This window comes from Micromonospora sp. AKA38 (genome assembly GCF_027925725.1).
Classification (GTDB): domain Bacteria; phylum Actinomycetota; class Actinomycetes; order Mycobacteriales; family Micromonosporaceae; genus Micromonospora.
The window spans coordinates 128,305-147,799 of record NZ_BNEI01000004.1 but is presented as its reverse complement, the minus strand read 5'-3'; the positions used below and the strand labels follow the sequence as shown (position 1 = coordinate 147,799).

Annotated in this window: 14 protein-coding genes; 3 read left to right on the top strand and 11 right to left on the bottom strand. The window is 73.4% G+C overall.

What is annotated here, in order from left to right; translation table 11 throughout:
- Positions 1-641 precede the first annotated feature (641 nt).
- Positions 642-2,132 (top strand): GH1 family beta-glucosidase, encoded by a 1,491-nt coding sequence (locus TPA0908_RS16275; protein WP_281938846.1) that lies wholly within the window; start codon positions 642-644, stop codon positions 2,130-2,132.
- Between the two features lie 93 nt (positions 2,133-2,225).
- Here the strand turns inward: TPA0908_RS16275 and TPA0908_RS16270 are convergent, their stop codons facing one another.
- From TPA0908_RS16270 to wrbA, 4 genes are all read right to left on the bottom strand, one after another.
- Entirely contained in the window at positions 2,226-2,648 is a 423-nt protein-coding gene (locus TPA0908_RS16270; RefSeq protein ID WP_091066554.1) for a roadblock/LC7 domain-containing protein, read from the bottom strand.
- Entirely contained in the window at positions 2,645-5,263 is a 2,619-nt protein-coding gene (locus tag TPA0908_RS16265) for a sensor histidine kinase (RefSeq protein WP_281938842.1), read from the bottom strand. The genes TPA0908_RS16270 and TPA0908_RS16265 overlap by 4 nt, the downstream gene beginning before the upstream one ends.
- A gap of 101 nt (positions 5,264-5,364) precedes the next feature.
- Complete coding sequence (locus tag TPA0908_RS16260) at positions 5,365-6,765, bottom strand: FGGY family carbohydrate kinase (protein WP_281938841.1); 1,401 nt, start codon at positions 6,763-6,765, stop codon at positions 5,365-5,367.
- A 159-nt stretch (positions 6,766-6,924) separates the two neighbouring features.
- Positions 6,925-7,542 (bottom strand): NAD(P)H:quinone oxidoreductase, encoded by a 618-nt coding sequence (gene wrbA, locus TPA0908_RS16255; protein WP_281938840.1) that lies wholly within the window; start codon positions 7,540-7,542, stop codon positions 6,925-6,927.
- An 89-nt stretch (positions 7,543-7,631) separates the two neighbouring features.
- Here wrbA and TPA0908_RS16250 point away from each other — a divergent pair, with 89 nt between their 5' ends.
- Entirely contained in the window at positions 7,632-8,123 is a 492-nt protein-coding gene (locus TPA0908_RS16250; protein ID WP_281938838.1) for a GNAT family N-acetyltransferase, read from the top strand.
- Between the two features lie 172 nt (positions 8,124-8,295).
- Here TPA0908_RS16250 and TPA0908_RS16245 read toward each other — a convergent pair whose 3' ends face one another.
- The 3 genes from TPA0908_RS16245 to TPA0908_RS16235 all read right to left on the bottom strand — a co-directional run bounded on the left by TPA0908_RS16245 (position 8,296) and on the right by TPA0908_RS16235 (position 13,551).
- Positions 8,296-8,850: a hypothetical protein gene (locus TPA0908_RS16245; protein WP_281938836.1), complete on the bottom strand. Its 555-nt coding sequence runs from the start codon at positions 8,848-8,850 to the stop codon at positions 8,296-8,298.
- Positions 8,851-8,860: 10 nt separating this feature from the next.
- Complete coding sequence (locus TPA0908_RS16240; protein ID WP_281938834.1) at positions 8,861-12,949, bottom strand: polymorphic toxin-type HINT domain-containing protein; 4,089 nt, start codon at positions 12,947-12,949, stop codon at positions 8,861-8,863.
- Between the two features lie 146 nt (positions 12,950-13,095).
- Positions 13,096-13,551, bottom strand: coding sequence for a hypothetical protein (locus tag TPA0908_RS16235; RefSeq protein WP_281938832.1), 456 nt, complete (start codon positions 13,549-13,551; stop codon positions 13,096-13,098).
- 261 nt (positions 13,552-13,812) lie between these two features.
- On the opposite strand from TPA0908_RS16235, the gene TPA0908_RS16230 reads away from it, so the two are divergent.
- Positions 13,813-14,916, top strand: a complete 1,104-nt coding sequence (locus TPA0908_RS16230) for a winged helix DNA-binding domain-containing protein (RefSeq protein ID WP_281938830.1) — start codon at positions 13,813-13,815, stop codon at positions 14,914-14,916.
- 120 nt (positions 14,917-15,036) lie between these two features.
- Here the strand turns inward: TPA0908_RS16230 and TPA0908_RS16225 are convergent, their stop codons facing one another.
- From TPA0908_RS16225 to TPA0908_RS16210, 4 genes are read right to left on the bottom strand one after another with little or no spacing between them, the layout of a single operon-like run.
- Positions 15,037-16,245: an ABC transporter ATP-binding protein gene (locus TPA0908_RS16225; RefSeq protein WP_281938828.1), complete on the bottom strand. Its 1,209-nt coding sequence runs from the start codon at positions 16,243-16,245 to the stop codon at positions 15,037-15,039.
- A gap of 9 nt (positions 16,246-16,254) precedes the next feature.
- Positions 16,255-17,091 (bottom strand): carbohydrate ABC transporter permease, encoded by an 837-nt coding sequence (locus TPA0908_RS16220; protein WP_281938826.1) that lies wholly within the window; start codon positions 17,089-17,091, stop codon positions 16,255-16,257.
- Position 17,092: 1 nt separating this feature from the next.
- The gene (locus TPA0908_RS16215; protein WP_107156912.1) at positions 17,093-18,088 is read right to left on the bottom strand and encodes a carbohydrate ABC transporter permease; all 996 of its coding nucleotides are present in this window, start codon (positions 18,086-18,088) and stop codon (positions 17,093-17,095) included.
- Positions 18,085-19,368 (bottom strand): ABC transporter substrate-binding protein, encoded by a 1,284-nt coding sequence (locus TPA0908_RS16210; protein WP_281938823.1) that lies wholly within the window; start codon positions 19,366-19,368, stop codon positions 18,085-18,087. The genes TPA0908_RS16215 and TPA0908_RS16210 overlap by 4 nt, the downstream gene beginning before the upstream one ends.
- Positions 19,369-19,495: the final 127 nt, after the last annotated feature.

Genomic DNA, 19,495 nt, shown 5'->3' with positions numbered 1-19,495 from the left:
GTCGCGTGACGAGAGTGTGCCATGGAAGCGCTCCCACCACAATGTCCAGGGCAGATACCCACGTCCATGTTTCGATCTCGTTTAGGGGCTTTCACAAAGCCGTGACGGGCGTTACAGTCGCAGCATCGCCGATGGGAGCGCTTCCATCGACGGACATGTAAGTTACTGAATCGCCGGGGACACCCGTGCCCGGCTACCGGCCCAGTGGCCGGCGGCGAACCAGCCCGGACGCCGCCGCCGGCCCTCACCCGCCAAACGGAGGGAGGTGGAACCAGAGCCACTCGCGTGGCCCGGCTCCCGCGCGACACGCACGACGGACGCCAATTCCCAATCGTGCGTGTGTGCATCTCGGTGGGGACGGGGGTTGCCCTCCCCCGTCCCCACACTAAACCCCCGTTGTCGACGGCAAAAGAGGCCGACGGGACAGGCGTGACACGCCACCCGGACGGCCTTTCTCGCTATCTGCCCCACTCTCGCCGCTCGCCCCCAGCCCCCGAGCGACACCCGCCCACCCCATTCCGGCCGCCCGCCGGCCGCGCCGCCGCCCGCGCCGCGACCGCCGGATTCGAGGCCGGCCGCCTCCGGCCTATGCTGGGAGCGCTCCCGGCCCCGGGCGGCCCGTCACTTCGAGGAGAAGCCTCATGTCGTTACTCACCCGACGGCGCCTGCTCCGCCGCGCCGCCCTGTCCGCGAGCGCCGCCGGCGCGGCCCGGACCGGGCTCGCCGGTGCCACCGCGGCCGGGGTCGCCGCCACCACCGCCCTCGGCGGCTGCGACAGCCCACCCGAGCGGCGCACCGACCCGGAGCCGGACCGCGGGCTGCGCTTCCCGCCCAACTTCGGCTGGGGCGCGGCGACCTCCGCGTACCAGATCGAGGGGGCCGCCAAGGAGGACGGGCGGGGTGAGTCCGTCTGGGACACCTTCAGCCGCACCCCGGGACGCACCCGCAACGGCGACACCGGCGACGTCGCGGCCGACCACTACCACCGGTACGCCCAGGACCTCGACCTGATGCGCGACCTGGGGCTGCGCAGCTACCGGTTCTCCATCTCCTGGCCGCGCATCCAGGCCGACGGCTCCGGCCGCCCGAACCAGCGTGGCCTCGACTTCTACCGCCGGATCGTGGACGGCCTGCACGAGCGCGGCATCGCGCCGATGGCCACGCTGTTCCACTGGGACCTCCCCCAGGCGCTCCAGGACGACGGCGGCTGGGAGAACCGCGACACCGCCGAGCGCTTCGCCGACTACGCCGACGCGGTGTTCCGCGCGCTCGGCGAGCGGGTGCCGGTCTGGCTGACCATCAACGAGCCGAAGACCGTGGTGCAGAACGGCTACCTCACCGGCCACCACGCCCCCGGCCACCGGGACCCGGCGGCGGCGTACCTGGTCGCCCACCACCTCCAGCTCGCCCACGGCCTCGCCGTGCAGGCGCTGCGCGCCTCCGGCGTGCCCGGACGCATCGGCCCCGCGCTCAACCTGCACCCCTGCTACCCGGCCGACGAGACCGCCGAGGCGGCCGCCGCGACCCGGCTCCACGACGGCTACGAGAACCGCCTCTATCTCGACTCCGTCTTCAAGGGCGAGTACCCGCGGGACGTGCTGGCCGACCTGGGGCCGGACAGCCGGATGGTCCGGGGCATCCGGGACGGCGATCTGAAGATCATCTCCAGCCCGGTGGACCTGCTCGCGGTGCAGTACTACACCCCGCTCTACGTCACCGGCAGCGGCGACACGATCCAGAAGTGGCCCACCTCCGAGGCCGGCTGGCAGCAGATCTACCCCGAGGGCCTGTACGACACGCTGACCCGGGTCACCCGCGACTACGGCCGGGTGCCGATCACCATCACCGAGAACGGCCTGCCCTGCCCGGACGCCCCCGGCCCGGACGGAACCATCGACGACGCCGGCCGGGTCGCCTTCCTGCGCGACCACTTCGCCGTCGCCCACCGCGCCATCCGGGACGGGGTGCCGCTGGAGAGCTACCACGTCTGGTCGCTGATGGACAACTTCGAGTGGAACGAGGGGTACGAGGAGCGCTGGGGCCTGATCTACGTGGACTACCCGACCCAGCGTCGGGTGTTCAAGCGCAGCGCCCACTGGTACCGCGACGTGATCCGCCGCAACGGACTCTAGTCGGGTGTGGCCCGGCCGGCGGCGTCGCCGGCCGGGTGCCCGGTCAACGCGGGAGCGCCTGGTTCGGCTCAGCGCGGGAGCGCCTGGTTCGGCTCAGCGCGGCAGCGCCTGTTGCAGCTCGGCCCGCAGCGCCGGGGTGAGCATCTCACCGGCCTGCTTGGCCAGCCGCGCCATCTCGTAGCCGACCACACCGATGTCGGCGTCACCGCCGGCCAGCGTGGCCAGGATCGAACCGTCCCGAATCTGCATCACCAGGAAGTAGCCGCGACCCATCTCGACCACGGTCTGCTTGACGACGTCACCGTCGAACATCTGGGCCGCGCCCGCGGTGATGCTCATCAGGCCCGACGTCACCGCGGCGAGCTTGTCCGCGTGGTCCCGCGGCAGGTGCGCGGAGATCGCCACCAGCAGCCCGTCGGAGGACACCACCACGGCGTGCGCCACACCCGGAACCCGCTCGGCGAACGCGTTCACCAACCAGCTCAGGTCCCGTGCCTCCTGGCTCAACGTCGTCACTGTCGTCGTCCCCCTTCGTCACGCGGCAGGTACATCTCGGTCGTCTCCTCGGCCTCGGCCCGGCGCACCCCGCCGTAGAAGCGGGACAGCATACCGCCGACCGCCTCCGGGTCCGGCTCGTGCCGTACCGCCGCGCGGTCCGGCCCGGCCGGCGAGGAGACCGCGGCGAGCTGGGCCATCGGCACGCGTACCGGCAGGCCGCGCTCGTTGGTCCCCCCGGTGACCGGCGTCCGGGCCGGCTCCGGCGTCACACCGAGCACCGACGACGTCGGTCCCTGGCGGGTGAACCAGCCGCCGCCGGCCGCCGCCCCGACGGCCGGGGCCAGCACGTCCTCGGCCCGGCCGGGCACCGGCCGGGGCCGCGGGGCCACGCGGGGCGGGCCGGCGGGCGCACCCGCCGGCGCGGCGGCGGGTGCCGGCTCCGCCACGTCGCCGAGCGGCCGGCCGGTCAACGGCGACACCGGCAGCGCCGGCTGCGGCGACTGGCCCGAGTGCGGCGACGGACCCGGCTGCGGCCGGAGCAGCGGCGACACCGGGTGCCGACCGGCCACCGGCAGCTCGGCGGTCGCCGCGCCGAGCGCGCGGGACGCCGCGGCGGCCTGGCCGGTCAGCATCCGCGCCGGCACCGGCGGGTCCAGCCCCGGCGCGGGCGCCTCGGCCAGCAGGTGGCCCGGGATCCGGACCTGGGTCACCAGGCCCTCCCCGCCGGCGCGCAACCGCACCCGCACCCCGTGCCGGGCGCCCAGGTGGCTCACCACGAACAGGCCCATCCGCTCGGAGGCGGACACGTCGGCCGCCGGCGGCGCGGCCAGCACCGCGTTCGCCTCGGCCAGCGCGGCCTGGCTCATGCCGAGCCCCTGGTCCACGATCTCCACCAACGCGCCCGGTCCGTCCGGCCCGACCACGACCCGCACCGCCGTGTCCGGGCGGGAGAACGCGGTGGCGTTCTCCAGCAGCTCCGCGAACAGGTGCACCAGGTCACCCACGGCGTGCCCGACCACGTGCAGGCCGGCACGGTTCTCGTGGCGCACCCGCTGGTACTGCTCGATCTCGGCGCTCGCCGCCAGCAGCACCGCGCCGATCCCCACCGGGCGGTTCCACCGCCGGGTCGACTCGGAGCCGGCGAGCACCAGCAGGCTCTCGTCGTTGCGGCGCATGCGGGCGGCGAGGTGGTCCAGCTTGAACAGGTTCTCCAACTGGTCCGGGTCGCTCTCCTCACGCTCCAGGTCGTCCAGCAGCTCCAACTGCCGCTCGACGAGCACCTGACTGCGCCGGGCCAGGTTGACGAACATGGCGTTCACGTTGCGGCGCATCATCGCCTGCTCGACCGCGACGTCCACCGCGCTGCGGTGCACCGCCACGAACGCCTCCGCCAGTTCGCCCAGCTCGTCCTGCGAGTCGATCACCGCCGGCGGCACGTCGATGCGGTTCACCGGACGGTCCACCACCCGCAGCCGCTCCAGCGTCATCGGCAGCTCCACCTGCGCGATGCGCAACGCCTGGCCGCGCAACTGGCGCATGGCCCGGGCCACCGACCGGCCCACCAGCAGGGAGATGAGCACGGCGACCAGGAGCACCGCGACGATGCCGCCGGCCATCAGCAGCGTCTCGCGCAACTGCCGGGCGCTCGCGTCGTCGGCCCGGCCCACCGCGTCGTCGACGATCTCGCTCTCCAACTGGCGGAACAGCTCCTGCCGCTGCTCGGTGGCCGCCCACCACTGCGGCGCGGACAGCAGCGCCGGCGTCGCCTCGCCGGTGGGCAGCGTCCGCTCCTCCAACCGGGTGGCCGTGACGAAGGCCGGATCGACCGACGTCCGGTCGTAGCGACGGATCTGGTCGGCGGTCGCCGCCACCCGGAACGCGCCCAACGCGGTGAGCTGCTGGGCCCGCAGGTCGCTGAGCGTCACCTGGGCGTCCGGCTCGTACCGGCCGGCGCGGGCGGCAGCGTACAGCTCGGCGCGGATCCGCGAGGACAGCTCCTTGACCCGGGCCAGCTGCACGTACCGCAGCACCGCCTCGGTCAGCGCCCGCCGCCCGTCCCCCGGCGACGGTTCGGCCAGCAGGTTGAGCAGCGCCGCGACGGCCCGGTGGTAGTTGCCGAGCACGGTGTCGCCGGAGAGCACCGCGGGCGGCACCGCGGCCCGGATGTTCACCACCTGGTCGTACGCCTCCAGCGCCTCCGAGTAGGAGACCCGCCAGGCGGCGTCCGCGTCGGCCAGCGGCTCGGCCGCGGTCCGCAGCTCGTCCACCGCCCGGTCGGTGGCCTCCTGCAACGGCCGCAGCGCGGCGACCGCGGCGTCCCGGTCGGCGCCGGTGCCGGACCGGCGCAACGCGGCCAGCTCACCGGCGGAGCGGTCCCGCTCCTGCTGGAGCCGGTCGACCACGGCGGTGATCTGCCGGCCGATGCCGACCTGCTCGGCGAAGTCGCTCAACGTCGTGGTCCGCCCCACCAGCCCCCGGGTCTGCACGCCGGCCAGCACCAGGAACGCCACCGAGGGGATCACCAGCACCGTGGCGAGCTTGGTGCTCAGCCGCCAGTCCCGCAGCCGCAACCCGGAGCGCCGCCGGTGCGGCGGTGGGGCCGCGCCGCGCACCGGGTCCGGACCTGCGCCCACGATTGCCTCCTCGTCCGACTCCACCACGCCGGGGAGCGGGCTCCATCAAACCAGGCCGACGGGCGGTGTCAACGCCCGCCCGGACGGCATGAGCAGGACGGTCAGCGCGTCGGGGCGGCGCCCGGGTCGCCGGCGTCCGGCCGGCCGACACCGCCGACGCCGCCGATGCGGGCCGCCCCCGCGACCCGGCCCAGGGCCACCAGCGCGGCGCCGGTCGCGCCGATCTCCGGGTTGCGCTGCCACCGCACCGTACGCGGGACGAGCGCCTCGGCGAAGGCCGCCCGCCACCACGGCGAGGCGGTCAGCGCCCCGCCGCCGAGCACCACCTCCATCGGGTCGGCGACACCGGCCTCCAGCAGCGCGAGGTCGTCGGCGACGAGCCGGCACAGCCCACCCATCAGGCCGGCGAGGAGTTCGACGGCGGTGGTGCCGAAGCTCAACCCGCCCAACTCGCCCGACCCGGCCGGCGCCGTGCCCGGCGGCCGGTCGCCGCCGAAGCGGGGATTGACCCGCAGCGTCCGGGCGTCGCCGGCACGGCGCAGCGCGGCCTCCAACTCGTCGCCCTCCGGCAGCCGCAACTCGCGGTTCGCCCAGGCGAACAGGTTCCCGCCGCTGGAGTACGCCGCCCCGGTCACCACGTGGTCGTGGTCGACCCGGTACCGCCAGAGCTGGTCCGGCAGCGGCGGCAGCTCCGCGCCGGCCGGCACGGCCTGGATCACCCGGACCGCGGCGGACGTGCCGACGGTGACCGCGGCGCGGGACCCGTCGACGCAGCCGGAGCCCACGTTGGACGCCGCGCCGTCGCCCACCGGCGCCGCCCACCGCGCCTCGGCCAGTTGCGGCCAGCGCCGCGCGTGCTCCGGGTTCAACCGGCCGTGCCAGCCCGCCGGGGCCAGCGACGGCAGCCGTTCCGGGCGTACGCCGGCCAGCGCGCACGCCTCCGCGTCCCAGTCCAGGCGGCGCAGGTCGAGCAGGCCGGTGCCGGAGGCCAGCGATACCGACATGGGCGCGTCGTCGAGCAGCGCGCCGAAGACGTACTCGGCCAAGCCGACGAAGCGCGGGGACACGTCGCCCGCACGTTCCCGCAGCCACGGCAGTCGTACCGGCCAGTAGCAGCGGTGCCACCAGGTGCCGGTGCGCCGATGGTAGTCGTCCGGGTCGGCCGGGCCGGCGACCCCGACGGGCGGCGTCGGCCGGGTGTCCAGCCAGGTCAGCACCGGACCCGACGGGGTGCCGTCGGCGGCCAGCGGCAGCACCGAGTGCCACTGCGCGGACGTCGCCACCAGCCCGACCTCCCGCAGGTGCCCGCCGGCGGCCAGCTCGTCGAGGCACTCCACCAGGCAGGCCAGGTAGCCGGCGCAGTCCAGCGTCCCGGCGCCGTCGTCGCCGGTGGCCAGGCGCACCTTGCGACGGGCCAGCGCGCCCGGACGCGGTTCCGCGTCCGCGTCCAGCACCAGCCCGCGTACCGACGAGGTGCCCAGGTCCAGAGCGAGAATGTCCATCGCCGGTCAACCTACCCGGCGCCGGCGACGACTCCGATCGGGTTCCGCCGCCCGAGCGCGCATGGCGGGGCCGATCGCGGGTAGGCCGAAGGACGACCGGTGGTCCGGACGGGTTCGAGAGCCCTCGTCCGGCCACCGGTCACCCGCGTGCCGGGCCGGTCAGCCGGCCATCCCCCGCTTCAGCGCGGCCCCCATCAGCACGGCCCGCTTGGCGGTGAGCGCGGTGGCGGCCAACGCGACGTGGTCCGGGGCGACCTCACCGTTGTTGCTGGTGTGCGACGCGCCGTACGGGTTGCCGGCGACGAACTGGCTCTGGTCGGTGTAGCCGGGCGTCACCACGACGCCGCCCCAGTGGTAGAAGACGGTGTAGAGCGACAGCAGCGTCGCCTCCTGACCGCCGTGCGAGGTCGCGGTCGAGGTGAAGCCGGTGTAGACCTTGTCGGCCAGCGCGCCGTTGGCCCACAGCGGTCCGGTGGTGTCGATGAACTGCTTGAGCTGGGCGGCGATCATGCCGTACCGGGTGGGCGAGCCCATGATCACGACGTCGGCCCAGGACAGGTCGTCCGGCTCGGCCTCCATCACGTCCTGGGTCTCCAGCCGGTGCGCCTGCCAGCCCGAGTTCGACCGGATCGCCTCGTCCGGCGCCAGCTCACGCACCTTGCGCAGGCGCACCTCGGCACCGGCCTCCTCGGCCGCCTCGACCGCCGCCCGGGCCATCTGGTAGGTGATGCCGGTCGCGCTGTAGTAGATCACCGCGACCTTGACCTGGCCATCCATCAGAGCTTCTCCTTCGCGAGTTCGCCGGTGAGCTTCGGCGACTACCCGTTCGTTGCCACGTCAAACGTCGCGCGTGCCATGCTCGACCGGTGGAGATCCGTACCGCGACGGCAGCCGACTGGCCGCTGATCTGGCCGTTCCTGCACGACATCGTGGCCGCCGGGGAGACGTACACCTGGCCGCGTGACGTCACCGAGGAGCAGGCCCGCCGGCAGTGGATGGCGACGCCGCCCGGGCGGACCCTGGTCGCGGTCGACCCGGACGGCACGGTGCTCGGCACCGCCCGGCTGGCGCCGAACCAGGCCGGCCCGGGCGACCACGTGGCCAACGCCGGCTTCATGGTCGCCCCCGCCGCCGGGGGCCGCGGCGTCGGCCGGGCGCTCGCCGAACACGTGCTGGACGCGGCCCGCGCGGACGGCTACCGGGCCATGCAGTTCAACGCCGTGGTGGCCAGCAACACCCGCGCGGTACGGCTGTGGCGGTCGTTGGGCTTCGACGTGGTCGGTCGGGTGCCGGAGGGGTTCCGCCACCCGACCGACGGGTACGTCGACCTGCTGGTGATGCACCGCCGGCTGGACTGACCACGGCTCAAGATTTGCGCAAGTTCGGCGGGCAACCGCTCTCCCGGCCGGCCGCGCCGGGGATCCTGGTCAGACCGGCGCCGGCCGACCGCCGCCCCGCGCCGGGAACCTGAACGGGGGATCGCGCTCCGTCGGCAACGACGCCGGCGCAGCGCGATCAGGGGTGCCGTGGTCAGCGCCGGCGCAGCCGGGTACGGCTGAGGACCAGGTCCGCCGCGGCGGTGAACGATTCGACGGGTGACGTCACCCGGAGCTGGTAGAGAAGCGCCTCCGGCGAGTTCGTCCGGGTCCTCGCGAGATAGCCGTACTCGTCCACCACCTCGCTGTCGGCGCATTCGGCGAACGCGACGCAGGCGGCGATGCTCAGCACGTGGGAGGCGGGATCGTGCTGCGACGTCACCCAGACGAACACCCCGGCCTCCGGGTCGTCGACGCCCGGCAGGAACTCGCTGAGGCTCAGCAGCGCGCCGGCGCGCCACTCGGGAATCTCGAGAAAGAAGTCGATGTCGGCGCCGATGCCGGCGGGTCCGGCGACGCGGTCCAGGGCGTCCGCCGCCAGCGGCACCCCGGGCCCGCCGCGGCGGCGCTCCGCGGACGCCTCGACGACGCGGACGGGCGGCGGGGCGTCCGGCTGGCCGAGCAGGTCGGCCAGCCGGACGCTGGTGAGATCGACGGCCTCGTGGAGGGTGAACCGACGGTTCACCCGCAGGTGCCACTCGATCGCCATGTCGCAAACCCTAGCTACAGGACCCGGCGAGGCAGTGGATCCAGCCGGTGGCGGTCTTGATGTAGACCTCCTTCACGATGCCCTGCCGGGTGATGTCCCTGATCGCCGGCCCACCTTCGATGAAGCTCTGCAACCGGGCATGGTCGAGCTTGTCCGCCCGGACGTAGACGATCGCGTCGCGGTAGTTCGCGTTGCGCAGCTGGGACTCGGCCTTCGACAGGTGCTTGAGCACCGCGCTCGGGCTGACGCTGTCGGTGGCCTTCAGGCTGGTCGGTACGCCGTCCAGCCAGCCGTCGATGCCGGGGGTGTCCCGCACCGGCTGCCCCACGAACTCCTTGCCGCCGACGTGGTTGCCCAGCTCGTGCGCCTGGGCGATCTCCACGTCGTTCATCTTGCCGGTGTTGGTGACCTTGCAGGCGCTGGTGTTGTGCACCAGCGCCGACGTCCGACCGACGCCGACGTAGTAGGTGTGCAGCTCGGCGACGGTCAGGTTGTGCACCCGCGTCGTCACCGTACGGCGGCTGACCTGCTCGACCTGCACCGACGTGCCCGCCGCCGTGCGCAGCCACTGGCCCCGGTGCAGCTCACCGGCGGACACCCAGGCGTTGCGCGCGGGCACCCAGAAGGGGTGGTTCTCGGTCGCGGTGACCGTCGCGGTCGCCCGGCCGGCGGCCCCGTCGACGTCCAACCGGACCCGGACGAGGTTCTTCTCCCCCTCGCTCTGGATGGTCCGGGTGATCTCCCTGGCCCCGGTCACCCGCCCGACCGGGTCGGTGGCCAGCACCCGGTCACCGATCCGCAGCTTCTCGATCGGTTTCCGGCTGCCGTCGGCCAGCAGCACCGGCGTGCCGGGCAGGAAGCTGCTCGCCTTCTTGCACGCCTTGCTGCCGAACTGGTACAGCTCGCGCAGCAGGTCCACGCCGCGTTTGCCGCCGCCGATCCAGCCGACCACCGGAATCATCCCGGCGAGCGACAGCAGCGCGCCCTCCGTGTCGCCTTCGAGATAGGCGATGAGCGCGTCCACCGCGTCGCACGGCTCCCCCACCACGGGGATGAACCCGCAGATCGTCAGCACGAGCTGCCCGACGAGCTTGCCCTCCTCGGCGTCCTTCTGGTCGAAGTACTTGACCACGCCCTCGCAGAGCGGACCGTGGCCCCACTGGATCGTGCACCAGTTGTCCTCGCGTTCGAGCGCGCCGAGCAACGGGTTGTGGCACATCCGGTTCAGGTGCATGTAGAGGTTGCACTCGACGCTGCCCGGGTCCGTCTGACCGGCCGTACGCCGGGCCTCGGCCTCCTGACGTTGCAGCGCCACCACGGCCTGGAACGCCTCGGTCGCCGCCTGCCGCGCCTCGGCCGCGCTCCGGCCGGCCTCCTCGGCCGACGCCTTCGCCCGCGCCGCGGACTGCTGCGCCGCCGCGGCGTAGTTGGCCGCACGCCGTTCCGACACGGTGGCCGCCGCCGCGGACTGCTGCGCGGCCTGCGCGTCACTGCGGGCCCGGGCCGCCGCGGCCTGGGCGGTCGCCGCCGACTGCGCGGCGGCGGCAGCGGACTGCTGGGCCGCCAGCGCGGACTGCTGCGCCTGGTCGGCGTAGCCCTGCGCCGCCGCGGCCGACAGCTCCGCCTGCCGGGCGTACTCCGCCGCCTCGGCCGCCGCCGACCGGGCCCGGGCCGCGGCCTCGGCCGCCCGGGCCGCGTCGACCCGCGCGGTGGCCGCGTTACGTGCCGCGTCGGCGACGAGCGCCCGGACCTTGGCCACGTGCGCCGCCGTCTCCTCGTCCCGGAGACGGGCCTTGTACTGGCCGGCGTCGATGAAGTGCCGGAGCGCCGCCCGGGGGCCGGAGAGCGCGATGGTCGCCGCGGCCTTCACCTCCGGGCCACCCGCGGTCATGATCTGACCGACCCGGATCCGGTCGTCCTGCTCCGCCGCGTCGTAGCGGCCGGACCGGAGGAACTCGTGCCGGTCCTGGTCGGTCCCGTTCAGCGCGGCCTGGGCGGCCGTCTTCATGGTGGACCCACCGGTGGTGATCAACTGACCGATGAGGATCCGGTCGTCGTCGGCCTTGCCCGGGTACGCCCGGGTGCGGAGGAACTCGCGCACCTGCGCGTCGTCACCGGCCAGGGCGGCCACCGCGGCGATCTTCGCCGCCGGCTTCGTCGCGGTGTCCGCGAGGTGGCCGACCACCGCCCGGTCGTCCTGGCCGGCGGCCAGCGGCAGCTCGGTCGTCAGGAACGCCCGGACGTCCAGCTCCGAACCGGTGAGCGCGCGCTCGGCGGCTGCCCGGGTCCAGGTCCCCCCGGTGGCCAGCAGCCGGACGGCGACCCGGCGGCCGTTGGTCAGCACCACGTCGGCCGGCGCGTTCGGCGCGGTGGCCTCGGCCAGCCAGCGGCGGGTCTCCTCGTCCCGCTGGGTCTCCTGCGCCTCGTCCCAGGCCGCCTGCGCCAGGCGGGTCTCCTCCTCCTTGCGCTCGACCTCGGCGGCCATCACCCCCTCGGCCGTCATGGCCGCCAGCCGCTCGACGTCCGCCTGACGGGCCGCCGTCTCGACGTCCCGTGCCTGGTTGGCGTAGCTCTCCGCGGCCTCCGCGGCCTTCATCGCGTTGACCGCGTGCTGCGTGGCCATCGTCGCCGCGTAGGCCGCCTCCCCGGCGTGCGCGGCGGCGTCCTCGGCCGCCGCGGCGGCGTTGTCCGCGTGGGTGGCCGCCGCTCGCGCGGCGGTCGTCGCCTGGCCGGCCGCGGTCGCCGCGCGCCGTGCCTCGGCGCTGGCCGCGTTCGCCGCCCGCTGGGACTCCTCCGCCTTGGCGCGGGCCCGGGCAGCCGCCTCCCGCGCCCGCGCCGCCTCGGCGGCGGACACGTTCGACTGACCGGCCGCCTGCTCGGCCGCGTCGGCCGCCAGCTTCGCGTTGGCCGCCGCACTCGCCGCCGCGGTGCCGGCGTTGCCGGCGGCGACGGAGGCACGCTGGGACGCCTCGGACGCGTCCGCCGCCTTCCGCGCCTGCTTCGCCGCGTCCCGGGCGATCCGGGCGGCGTCGCGGGCCTGTTGTGCCTTGGTGGCGTCCCCCGCCGCCTTCGAGGCCGCCGTGTTGGCGCGGGAGGCAGCGTTCCCGGCGAGCGCCGCCGCCTGCGCGGCACGGGCGGCGGACGCCGAGGCGACCTTCGCCGCGGAACTCGCGGCGTTCGCGGCGCCGATCGCGCGTTGCGCCGCCGCGGCGGCACGACCGGCGGCGGACGCGGCCCGCGCAGCCGCCGCCGCCGCGTCCTCCGCGGAGTCCTTCGCCGCCGCGGTCTCGGCCGCGGCACGCTGCGCGGCCTCCTTCGCGAGCCGGGCGGACTCCACCGCACGGTCGGCCGCCTGCTCGGCCTGGAGCGTCTCCTGCGCGGCGAGCCGGCCGGCCTCCTGGGACAGGTCGGCGAGCTGGGTGACGGTGAGCATCTCCTGGTCACGCGCGCGGGCCACGTGCTGCCCGTACAGCAGGAACTCCCGGATGTCCTCGGCCGTGCCGTTCAGCGCGGCCTGCGCGCCGGCCCTGACGTAGGGACCACCACCGGTGAGGATCTGCCCGATCCGGATCCGGTCGTCGATCTCCCGGGCCTCGTACTGGCCGGTGCGGAGGAACTCGGTGATCGCGTCGTCGGTGCTGTTCAGCGCCGCCTGGCCGGCGCGCTTCACCTCGTTCCCACCGGCGTTGACGACCTGCCCGAGGCGGATGCGCTCGTCGACGGCGAAGGCGGCCTCCCATCCGCCGTTGAGGAACGCGCGGCGGTCCTCGACGGACCCGCTCAGCGCGGCCACCGCCGCCTGCTTCATCGTCGGGCCGCCCAGGCCCGCGTACTCCTCGACCCGGACCAGGTCGTCCTGCTGGCGAGCGGTGAAGTAGCCCTCGTCGAGGAAGTCGGCGACCGCGTCGTCGTCCCCGACGAGCGCCTCCGCCGCTGCTCGCTCCACACTGGCGCCGCCCGACTTCAGCAGGAGCAGCGCCCGGAGCCGGAGCTCACCCGGCTCCGTCTCGTCCGCCGCGTACGACGGGCCGGGCACGACGAGAAACGCGGCGAGCAGCGTCAGGACGAGGCTGACCGCCAGCCCTGCCCGCCTTCGCACCGCACTTGTCCGCCGGAAACCACTGGGTCTTGCCGACACGGTCCCTCCCCTGGAACTGACGCGTCAGAGCAGCGAGCGCACGTCGCTGCGGATGGCGAAAAGGAGAGAGCCGACCTCGGCGTGCGAGGTCGGCTCCCGGTGGTGCGTCAGTTGGCGGTGGGGAAGCGAAGCTCGAGCACGGTCGCCGTGCCCCGGGCCTGTCCCTCGCCGACGGGCTGCCACTCGCCCGGGTCGACCTGCTCGGTCTCGACCACGGTCGGGTCGTCCTTGACTTCGACCTTCGCGTCGACGGTGTTGGTCGAGTCACCCCGGACGAAGTAGACCATGGGGATCTCCATGGTGAGGTAACCGCTGGCGCCCTTCGCCTTGAAGCAGAAGTTCTTGCCGGCGGGCAGGCTGAAATCGTTGCTCTGCACCAGGATCAGGTCGGCCGGCGGGTTGTTGGGAGTCGCGCCGCAGTCGGCCAGCACGATGTGCCCGTCGCCCTTCAGCAGCTTGATCCCCCGCTGGGTGAGCACCTGCGCGGCGCCCGGGTAGGTGAAGTCCTCCTCCAGGGAGGGCTGGGTGTCGACCGCGGCCGACGAGGACTGCTGCAGGGCCACAACGGCCAGACCGAGTGAGAGCGTTGCCGCGACGGCACCCGCCTTGAACGTGCGAGACGACACTCGCCATACCCCCGTATCGAGTGGAACAACAGCGGCGAGGCGACCACAGGTCGCCGCGTCACCGAATGTCACCGCCAGCACACCTGGTGCCATCGGCGGCGGTGTCATCATTCCACAGGCCGATCGATGTGTGGGGGCGCCTCCGACGGGGGTCCGGCGTCCTAAGCTGACCGTCCACCTGTCGACGGGAGGCCCGCCGTGACCGTACGCCTCACCCGCGCCGAGGCGCTCGCGCTGCGCATGACCGGCCTGCTGCTGCGTCCGCACCCGGTCGCCCGGCCGGAGCGGGTGGCCGACGTGGTCGAGTGGTTCGGCGCCATGCAGGCCCAGGACGCGGCCAGCGGCCTGTGGTCGCTCGGCGTACGCCTGCCCGGCCGCACCCGCGACGACGTCCACGCGGCGCTGGAGCGGCGCGAGGCGTTGCGCACCTGGCCGATGCGCGGCACGGTGCACCTGGTGCCGGCGCGGGACGCGCACTGGATGCTGGCGGTGACCGGGGTCCGCGCCCTGGCCGGGTCGGCGGCCCGGTGGCGGCAGCTCGGGCTGACGCTCGCCGACGGGGACCATGCCGGCGACGTGCTCGGCGCGGCGCTGGGCGGGGGCGGCCGGCTCACCCGCAGCGAGTGCCTGGCCGCGTTGCGCGCCGCCGGGCTGGACACCACCGGTCAGCGCGGCTACCACCTGCTCTGGTACGCGAGCCAGCGCGGCATCACCTGCATCGCCCCGCACGTCGGCACCGAGCAGACGTTCGCGCTGCTCGACGAGTGGGTGCCCGACCCGCACCGCCCGGAGCGGGACGAGGCGCTGGCGTTGCTGGCCCACCGTTACGTGCGTGGGCACGGGCCGGTGACCCGGCACGAGCTGGCCCGTTGGAGCGGCCTGACCGTCACCGACGCGACCCGGGCCGTGGCGCTGGCCGGTGACCTCCTCGCCCCGGTCGAGGTCGACGGTGAACCCGCCGTGGTCGACGCCGCGCTGCTCGACACCCCCCGTGACCCGGTCGACGACCTGCACACGCTGCCCGGCTTCGACGAGTACCTGCTGGGCTACCGGGACCGTTCGCTGATGCTCGACCCGGCACACGCCGCCGCCGTGGTGCCGGGCAACAACGGCATGTTCCAGTCCACCGTGGTGCGTGGCGGCCGGGTGGTCGGCACCTGGCGGCGGACGCTGGGGGCGACCACGGTGACCGTGACGGTGCGGCAGCTCGTCCCGTTCGACGCCGAACTGCGCGCCCGGGTGGACGCGGCCCTGGCCCGCTACGCCCGCTTCCTCGGGCTGGCGCTGCGTCACTCCTGGTGACGCCGCGCGGTGCGGGCCGTCCGCCGCGACCGGCGGGCACGGTGTGCCGGCACGGCACGTCCGCCCGGAGACGGCGGAGGGGCCGACGGCGCCCGCCCCCGGCCCCTCCACGCGGAGCGCTCAGTCGGCGAGCGCGCCGGCCGCCCGCCCCTCGTGCAGCGTCAGGTTGCGCCCGCTGCCCGGGTCGAACAGGTGGATCTTCTCCAGGTTGAACCACACCCGGCGGGACTCGCCCTCCCGCGCCGGCGACTCCGCCGACAACCGGGTGACCAGGCTGGAACCCGCGCCGGCGAAGTCGGCGGCGCCGGCGTCCGCGGCCAGCTCCTCCAGCTCGGCGGCGGTGGCCCGCTCCCCCTCCACGGTGAAGTAGACGTACTTGTCCGAGCCCATCGACTCGACGATGTCGACAGGCGCCTCGAACTCCAGGCCCCGGCGGCGGGTCTCGTCGTCGATCAACGCGGCGTCCTCGAAGTGCTCCGGCCGGATGCCGAGGATCAGCTCGCGGGGCGCGTCACCGGCCTCCAGCTCGCGGCGGACCCGCTCGCCGATCGGCACGTCGCCCAGCGCGGTCCGCAGCTTCCCGTCCTCCACCGCGGCGTGCACGAAGTTCATCGACGGCGAGCCGATGAACCCGGCGACGAAGAGGTTGCGCGGGTGGTCGTACAGCTCCTGCGGCGGGCCGACCTGCTGCACCGCGCCGCCCCGCATGATGACCACCCGGTCGCCGAGCGTCATCGCCTCGGTCTGGTCGTGGGTCACGTAGACGGTGGTGGTGCCGAGCTGCTTCTGCAACCGGGACACCACGGTGCGCATCTGCACCCGGAGCTTGGCGTCCAGGTTGGACAACGGCTCGTCCATCAGGAACGCCTTCGGCTGGCGCACGATCGCCCGACCCATCGCCACCCGCTGCCGCTGGCCGCCGGAGAGGTTGGCCGGCTTGCGGTCCAGCAGCGCGGTCAGCTCCAGCACCTTGGCGGCCTCGTCCACCTTCTGGTTGATGGTCTCCTTGTCCATCTTCGCCAGGCGCAACGGGAAGGCCATGTTCTCCCGGACCGTCATGTTCGGGTAGAGCGCGTACGACTGGAAGACCATGGCGATGTCCCGGTCCCGGGGCGCCTTGTCGTTGACCCGCTCGCCACCGATGCGCAGCTCGCCGTCGCTGATGTCCTCCAGCCCGGCGATCATGTTCAGGGTGGTGGACTTCCCGCAGCCGGACGGGCCGACCAGGATGACGAACTCGCCGTCGGCGATCTCCAGGTCGACGTCCCGCACCGCGGTGGTCCCGTCCGGGAACCGCTTGCTCACCTTGTCCAGCACGATGTCAGCCATTGTTGTCACCTATCCCTTGACTGCGCCGGAGGTCAGGCCGGAGACGATGCGGCGCTGGAAGAAGAGCACGAACAGGATGATCGGTACGGTGATCACCACGGCGGCGGCGCAGATCGCCCCGGTGGGGTCCTCGAACTGCGACTCGCCGGTGAAGAACTGGAGGGCCACCGGGACCGTGCGGGACCGCTCGGTCGAGGTGAGCGTGATCGCGAACAGGAAGTCGTTCCAGCAGAAGATGAAGACCAGGATGGCCGTGGTGAACACGCCCGGCGCGGCCAGCGGGGCGATCACCCGCCGGAACGCCTGCCCCTGGGTCGCGCCGTCCATCTTCGCCGCCTTCTCCAGGTCCCACGGGATCTGCTTGAAGAACGCCGACAGCGTGTAGATCGCCAGCGGCAACGCGAACGTGATGTACGGCAGGATCAGGCCGGGCCAGGTGTCGAAGAGGCCGAGCTGCCGTTCGATCTCGAACAGCGGCGACACCAGCGACACCTGCGGGAACATCGCGATCAGCAGGGAGACCCCGACCAGCAGCTTCTTGCCCGGGAAGTCCAACCGGGAGATCGCGTACGCGGCCATCGTGCCGAGCACCACCGCGATCGCGGTGGCGATCAGCGCGATGCCGATCGAGTTGACCAGGGCCCGGACGAACTGGTCGGTGTCGAAGATCGTCCGGTAGTTGTCGAGCGTCCACTCCCGCGGCCAGAAGTTGCCGTCCGTGAGCGTGCCCGGGGTCTTGAACGACAGCGAGGCGATCCAGAGCACCGGCACCAGCGCGAAGACGACGACCACGACGTCCAGCACGCCCCAGCGCAGCTTCGCCCGCGTGGTGGTTTCCACGGCCATGTCAGCGCCTCTCCCCATCGTCGCTGCCGGGGGCAGCGGTGCCGAACAGCTTCACGAAGACGAACGCGATGATCGCCACGGTGATGAAGATCAGCACCGACATCGTGGAGCCGATGCCGAGGTTCAGGCCCCGGATCAGGTTGTTGTAGGCCAGCATCGACACCGACGAGGTCTCGTTGCCGCCGTTGGTGAGCACGAAGATGTTGTCGAAGACCCGGAACGCGTCAAGCGTGCGGAACAGCAACGCGACCAGGATCGCCGGCTTCATCACCGGCAGCATCACCTTGGTGAACCGCTGCCACGCCGTCGCGCCGTCGGTGGAGGCCGCCTTCAGCAGGTCCTCCGGCACCAGCGCCAGCCCGGCCATCAGCAGCAGCGCCATGAACGGGGTGGTCTTCCAGATCTCCGCCAGCATGATGATCGCCAGCGAGCTGGCCCGCTCGGTGAGCGGCGCGCTGCCGTCGAACAGGTTCGCCAGGTAGCCGGTGCCCGGCGTCCAGGCGTACCGCCAGGAGAACGCCGCGACCACCGTGACGATGCCGTACGGGATCAGCGCCGCGGTGCGGACGATGCCCCGGCCGACAAGCGTCCGATGCATGATCATCGCCAGGCCCATGCCGAGCACCAGCTCGATCGCCACGGTGACCACCGTGATCAGCATGGTCACCCCGAACGCGGTCCACCAGAAGTCGTTCGTCAGCACGGTGACGTAGTTCTCCAGCCCGACGAACTGGCGCTCGTCGGGGAAGCGCAGGTCGTAGCGCTGCAACGACAGCCAGATCGAGTACAGGATCGGGTACGCGGTGACCAGCACCATGACCAGCGCGGCCGGCGCGCACAGCAGCCAGCCGAGGCGACGCTCGGCCCGCTTGTTGTCGCTCAGCGGAGCGCGGGCGCCACGGCGGGCCCGCTGGGCGGGCACCGCGGCGTGCCTGGCGGCCGGCTGCTCCGCCTCGGCGGCGGCCTCCGCGCCGGCCGGAGTGGCGTTCACGCTCATGGCAGGACACCCTTCGACTCCAGCGCGTCGGCGATCGCCTTGCGCAGCTCGTCCGCGGTCCGCTCGGGGTTGATCCCCGAGGGCGGCGACAGGATCGCCGACATCACCGTGGAGATGCTCTGGTACGCCGGCGTCAGCGGTCGCACCGCCGGCTCCTTCAGCTCCTCCAGGATGGTCTCCTTCATCGGGTACGCCTCGGCCATCTCCGGGTCGTCGTAGACCGCCTCGATGGTCGGCGGCACGCCGTCGTTGACCGCGGAGAACTTCTGGTGCTCCGCGTTGCGGATGCACCGGGCCGCCTCGAACGACTCGGTCGGGTGCTTCGAGTACTTGCTCACCGCCAGGTTGACCCCGCCGATGGTCACCTTGCTCGGGGTGTTCGCGTCGATGCCGGGCACCCGCGCCCACTTGACGTCCTTGGCCAGCTCCGGGTTGGCCTCCTGCATCGCCGGGTACACGAACGGCCAGTTGACCTGGAACGCGCCGCCGCCGGACTGGAACTCCAACCGGACCGGGTCCTCGACCGCGTTGCTGAACGACGGTGAGGTCACGCCCGACGTGGCGAGCGTCTTGAGCTGCTCCAGCGCGCGTACGGTGCCGGCGTCCATGACCGCCTTCTTGCCGTCGTCGCTGAGGATCTTGCCGCCGGCGCTCTCGGCGAGCGTGTTGTAGAGCACCACCAGGCCCTCGTACTGGGCGCCCATGGTGAGCACCCGGTAGGGCTTGTTCTGCTCCTTGAGCTGCTGGGCCGCCGAGATCATCTCGTCCCAGGTCTTCGGCGGCTGCGACACCAGGTCGGCGCGGTACCAGAGCAGTTGCACGTTGGTGTTCTTCGGCGCTCCGTAGAGCTTGTCCTCGTACTTGGCGGTGTCCAGCGGGCCGGCGAGCGTGCCCTGCTCCACCTCGGCCTTGTCCTGGCCGGTCCACTCCCGGATCCAGTCCGCGCTGGCGAACTCCTGCGTCCAGGTGACGTCCAGGCCGAGCACGTCCATGCCGCTGTCCTGCGCCGCGAGCCGTCGCACCATCTGCACCCGCTGCTCGTCGGCCTCGCGCGGCAGCACCCGGTAGCTGATCCGGTAGCGCCCCTGGGCCTGCGCGTTGCAGTCGTCGACCACCTTCTGGAGGTTCTGCTCCGGCGGGTAGTACAGGTTGATCGTCGGCGTGCCACCGTCGCCGCCGGACCCGCAGGCGGCCAGCGGGGCCACCAACGCGAGCGCGGCGGCCGCCGCCGCCGCGCGTCCGGCCGGCCGCCGTGCGGCCGTGTCGGGGACTGTCGTCATCACCCTCCCCCTCTCTTCGGCGAGAGCCGGGGAGGTCACCCGTGCCCCGGCGCACGGCGAGACGGTCGAGGCACCGGCCCTGCGCCCGACGCCCCGGGCGTTTCGTGCGGCAGAACGTGCCCGACCT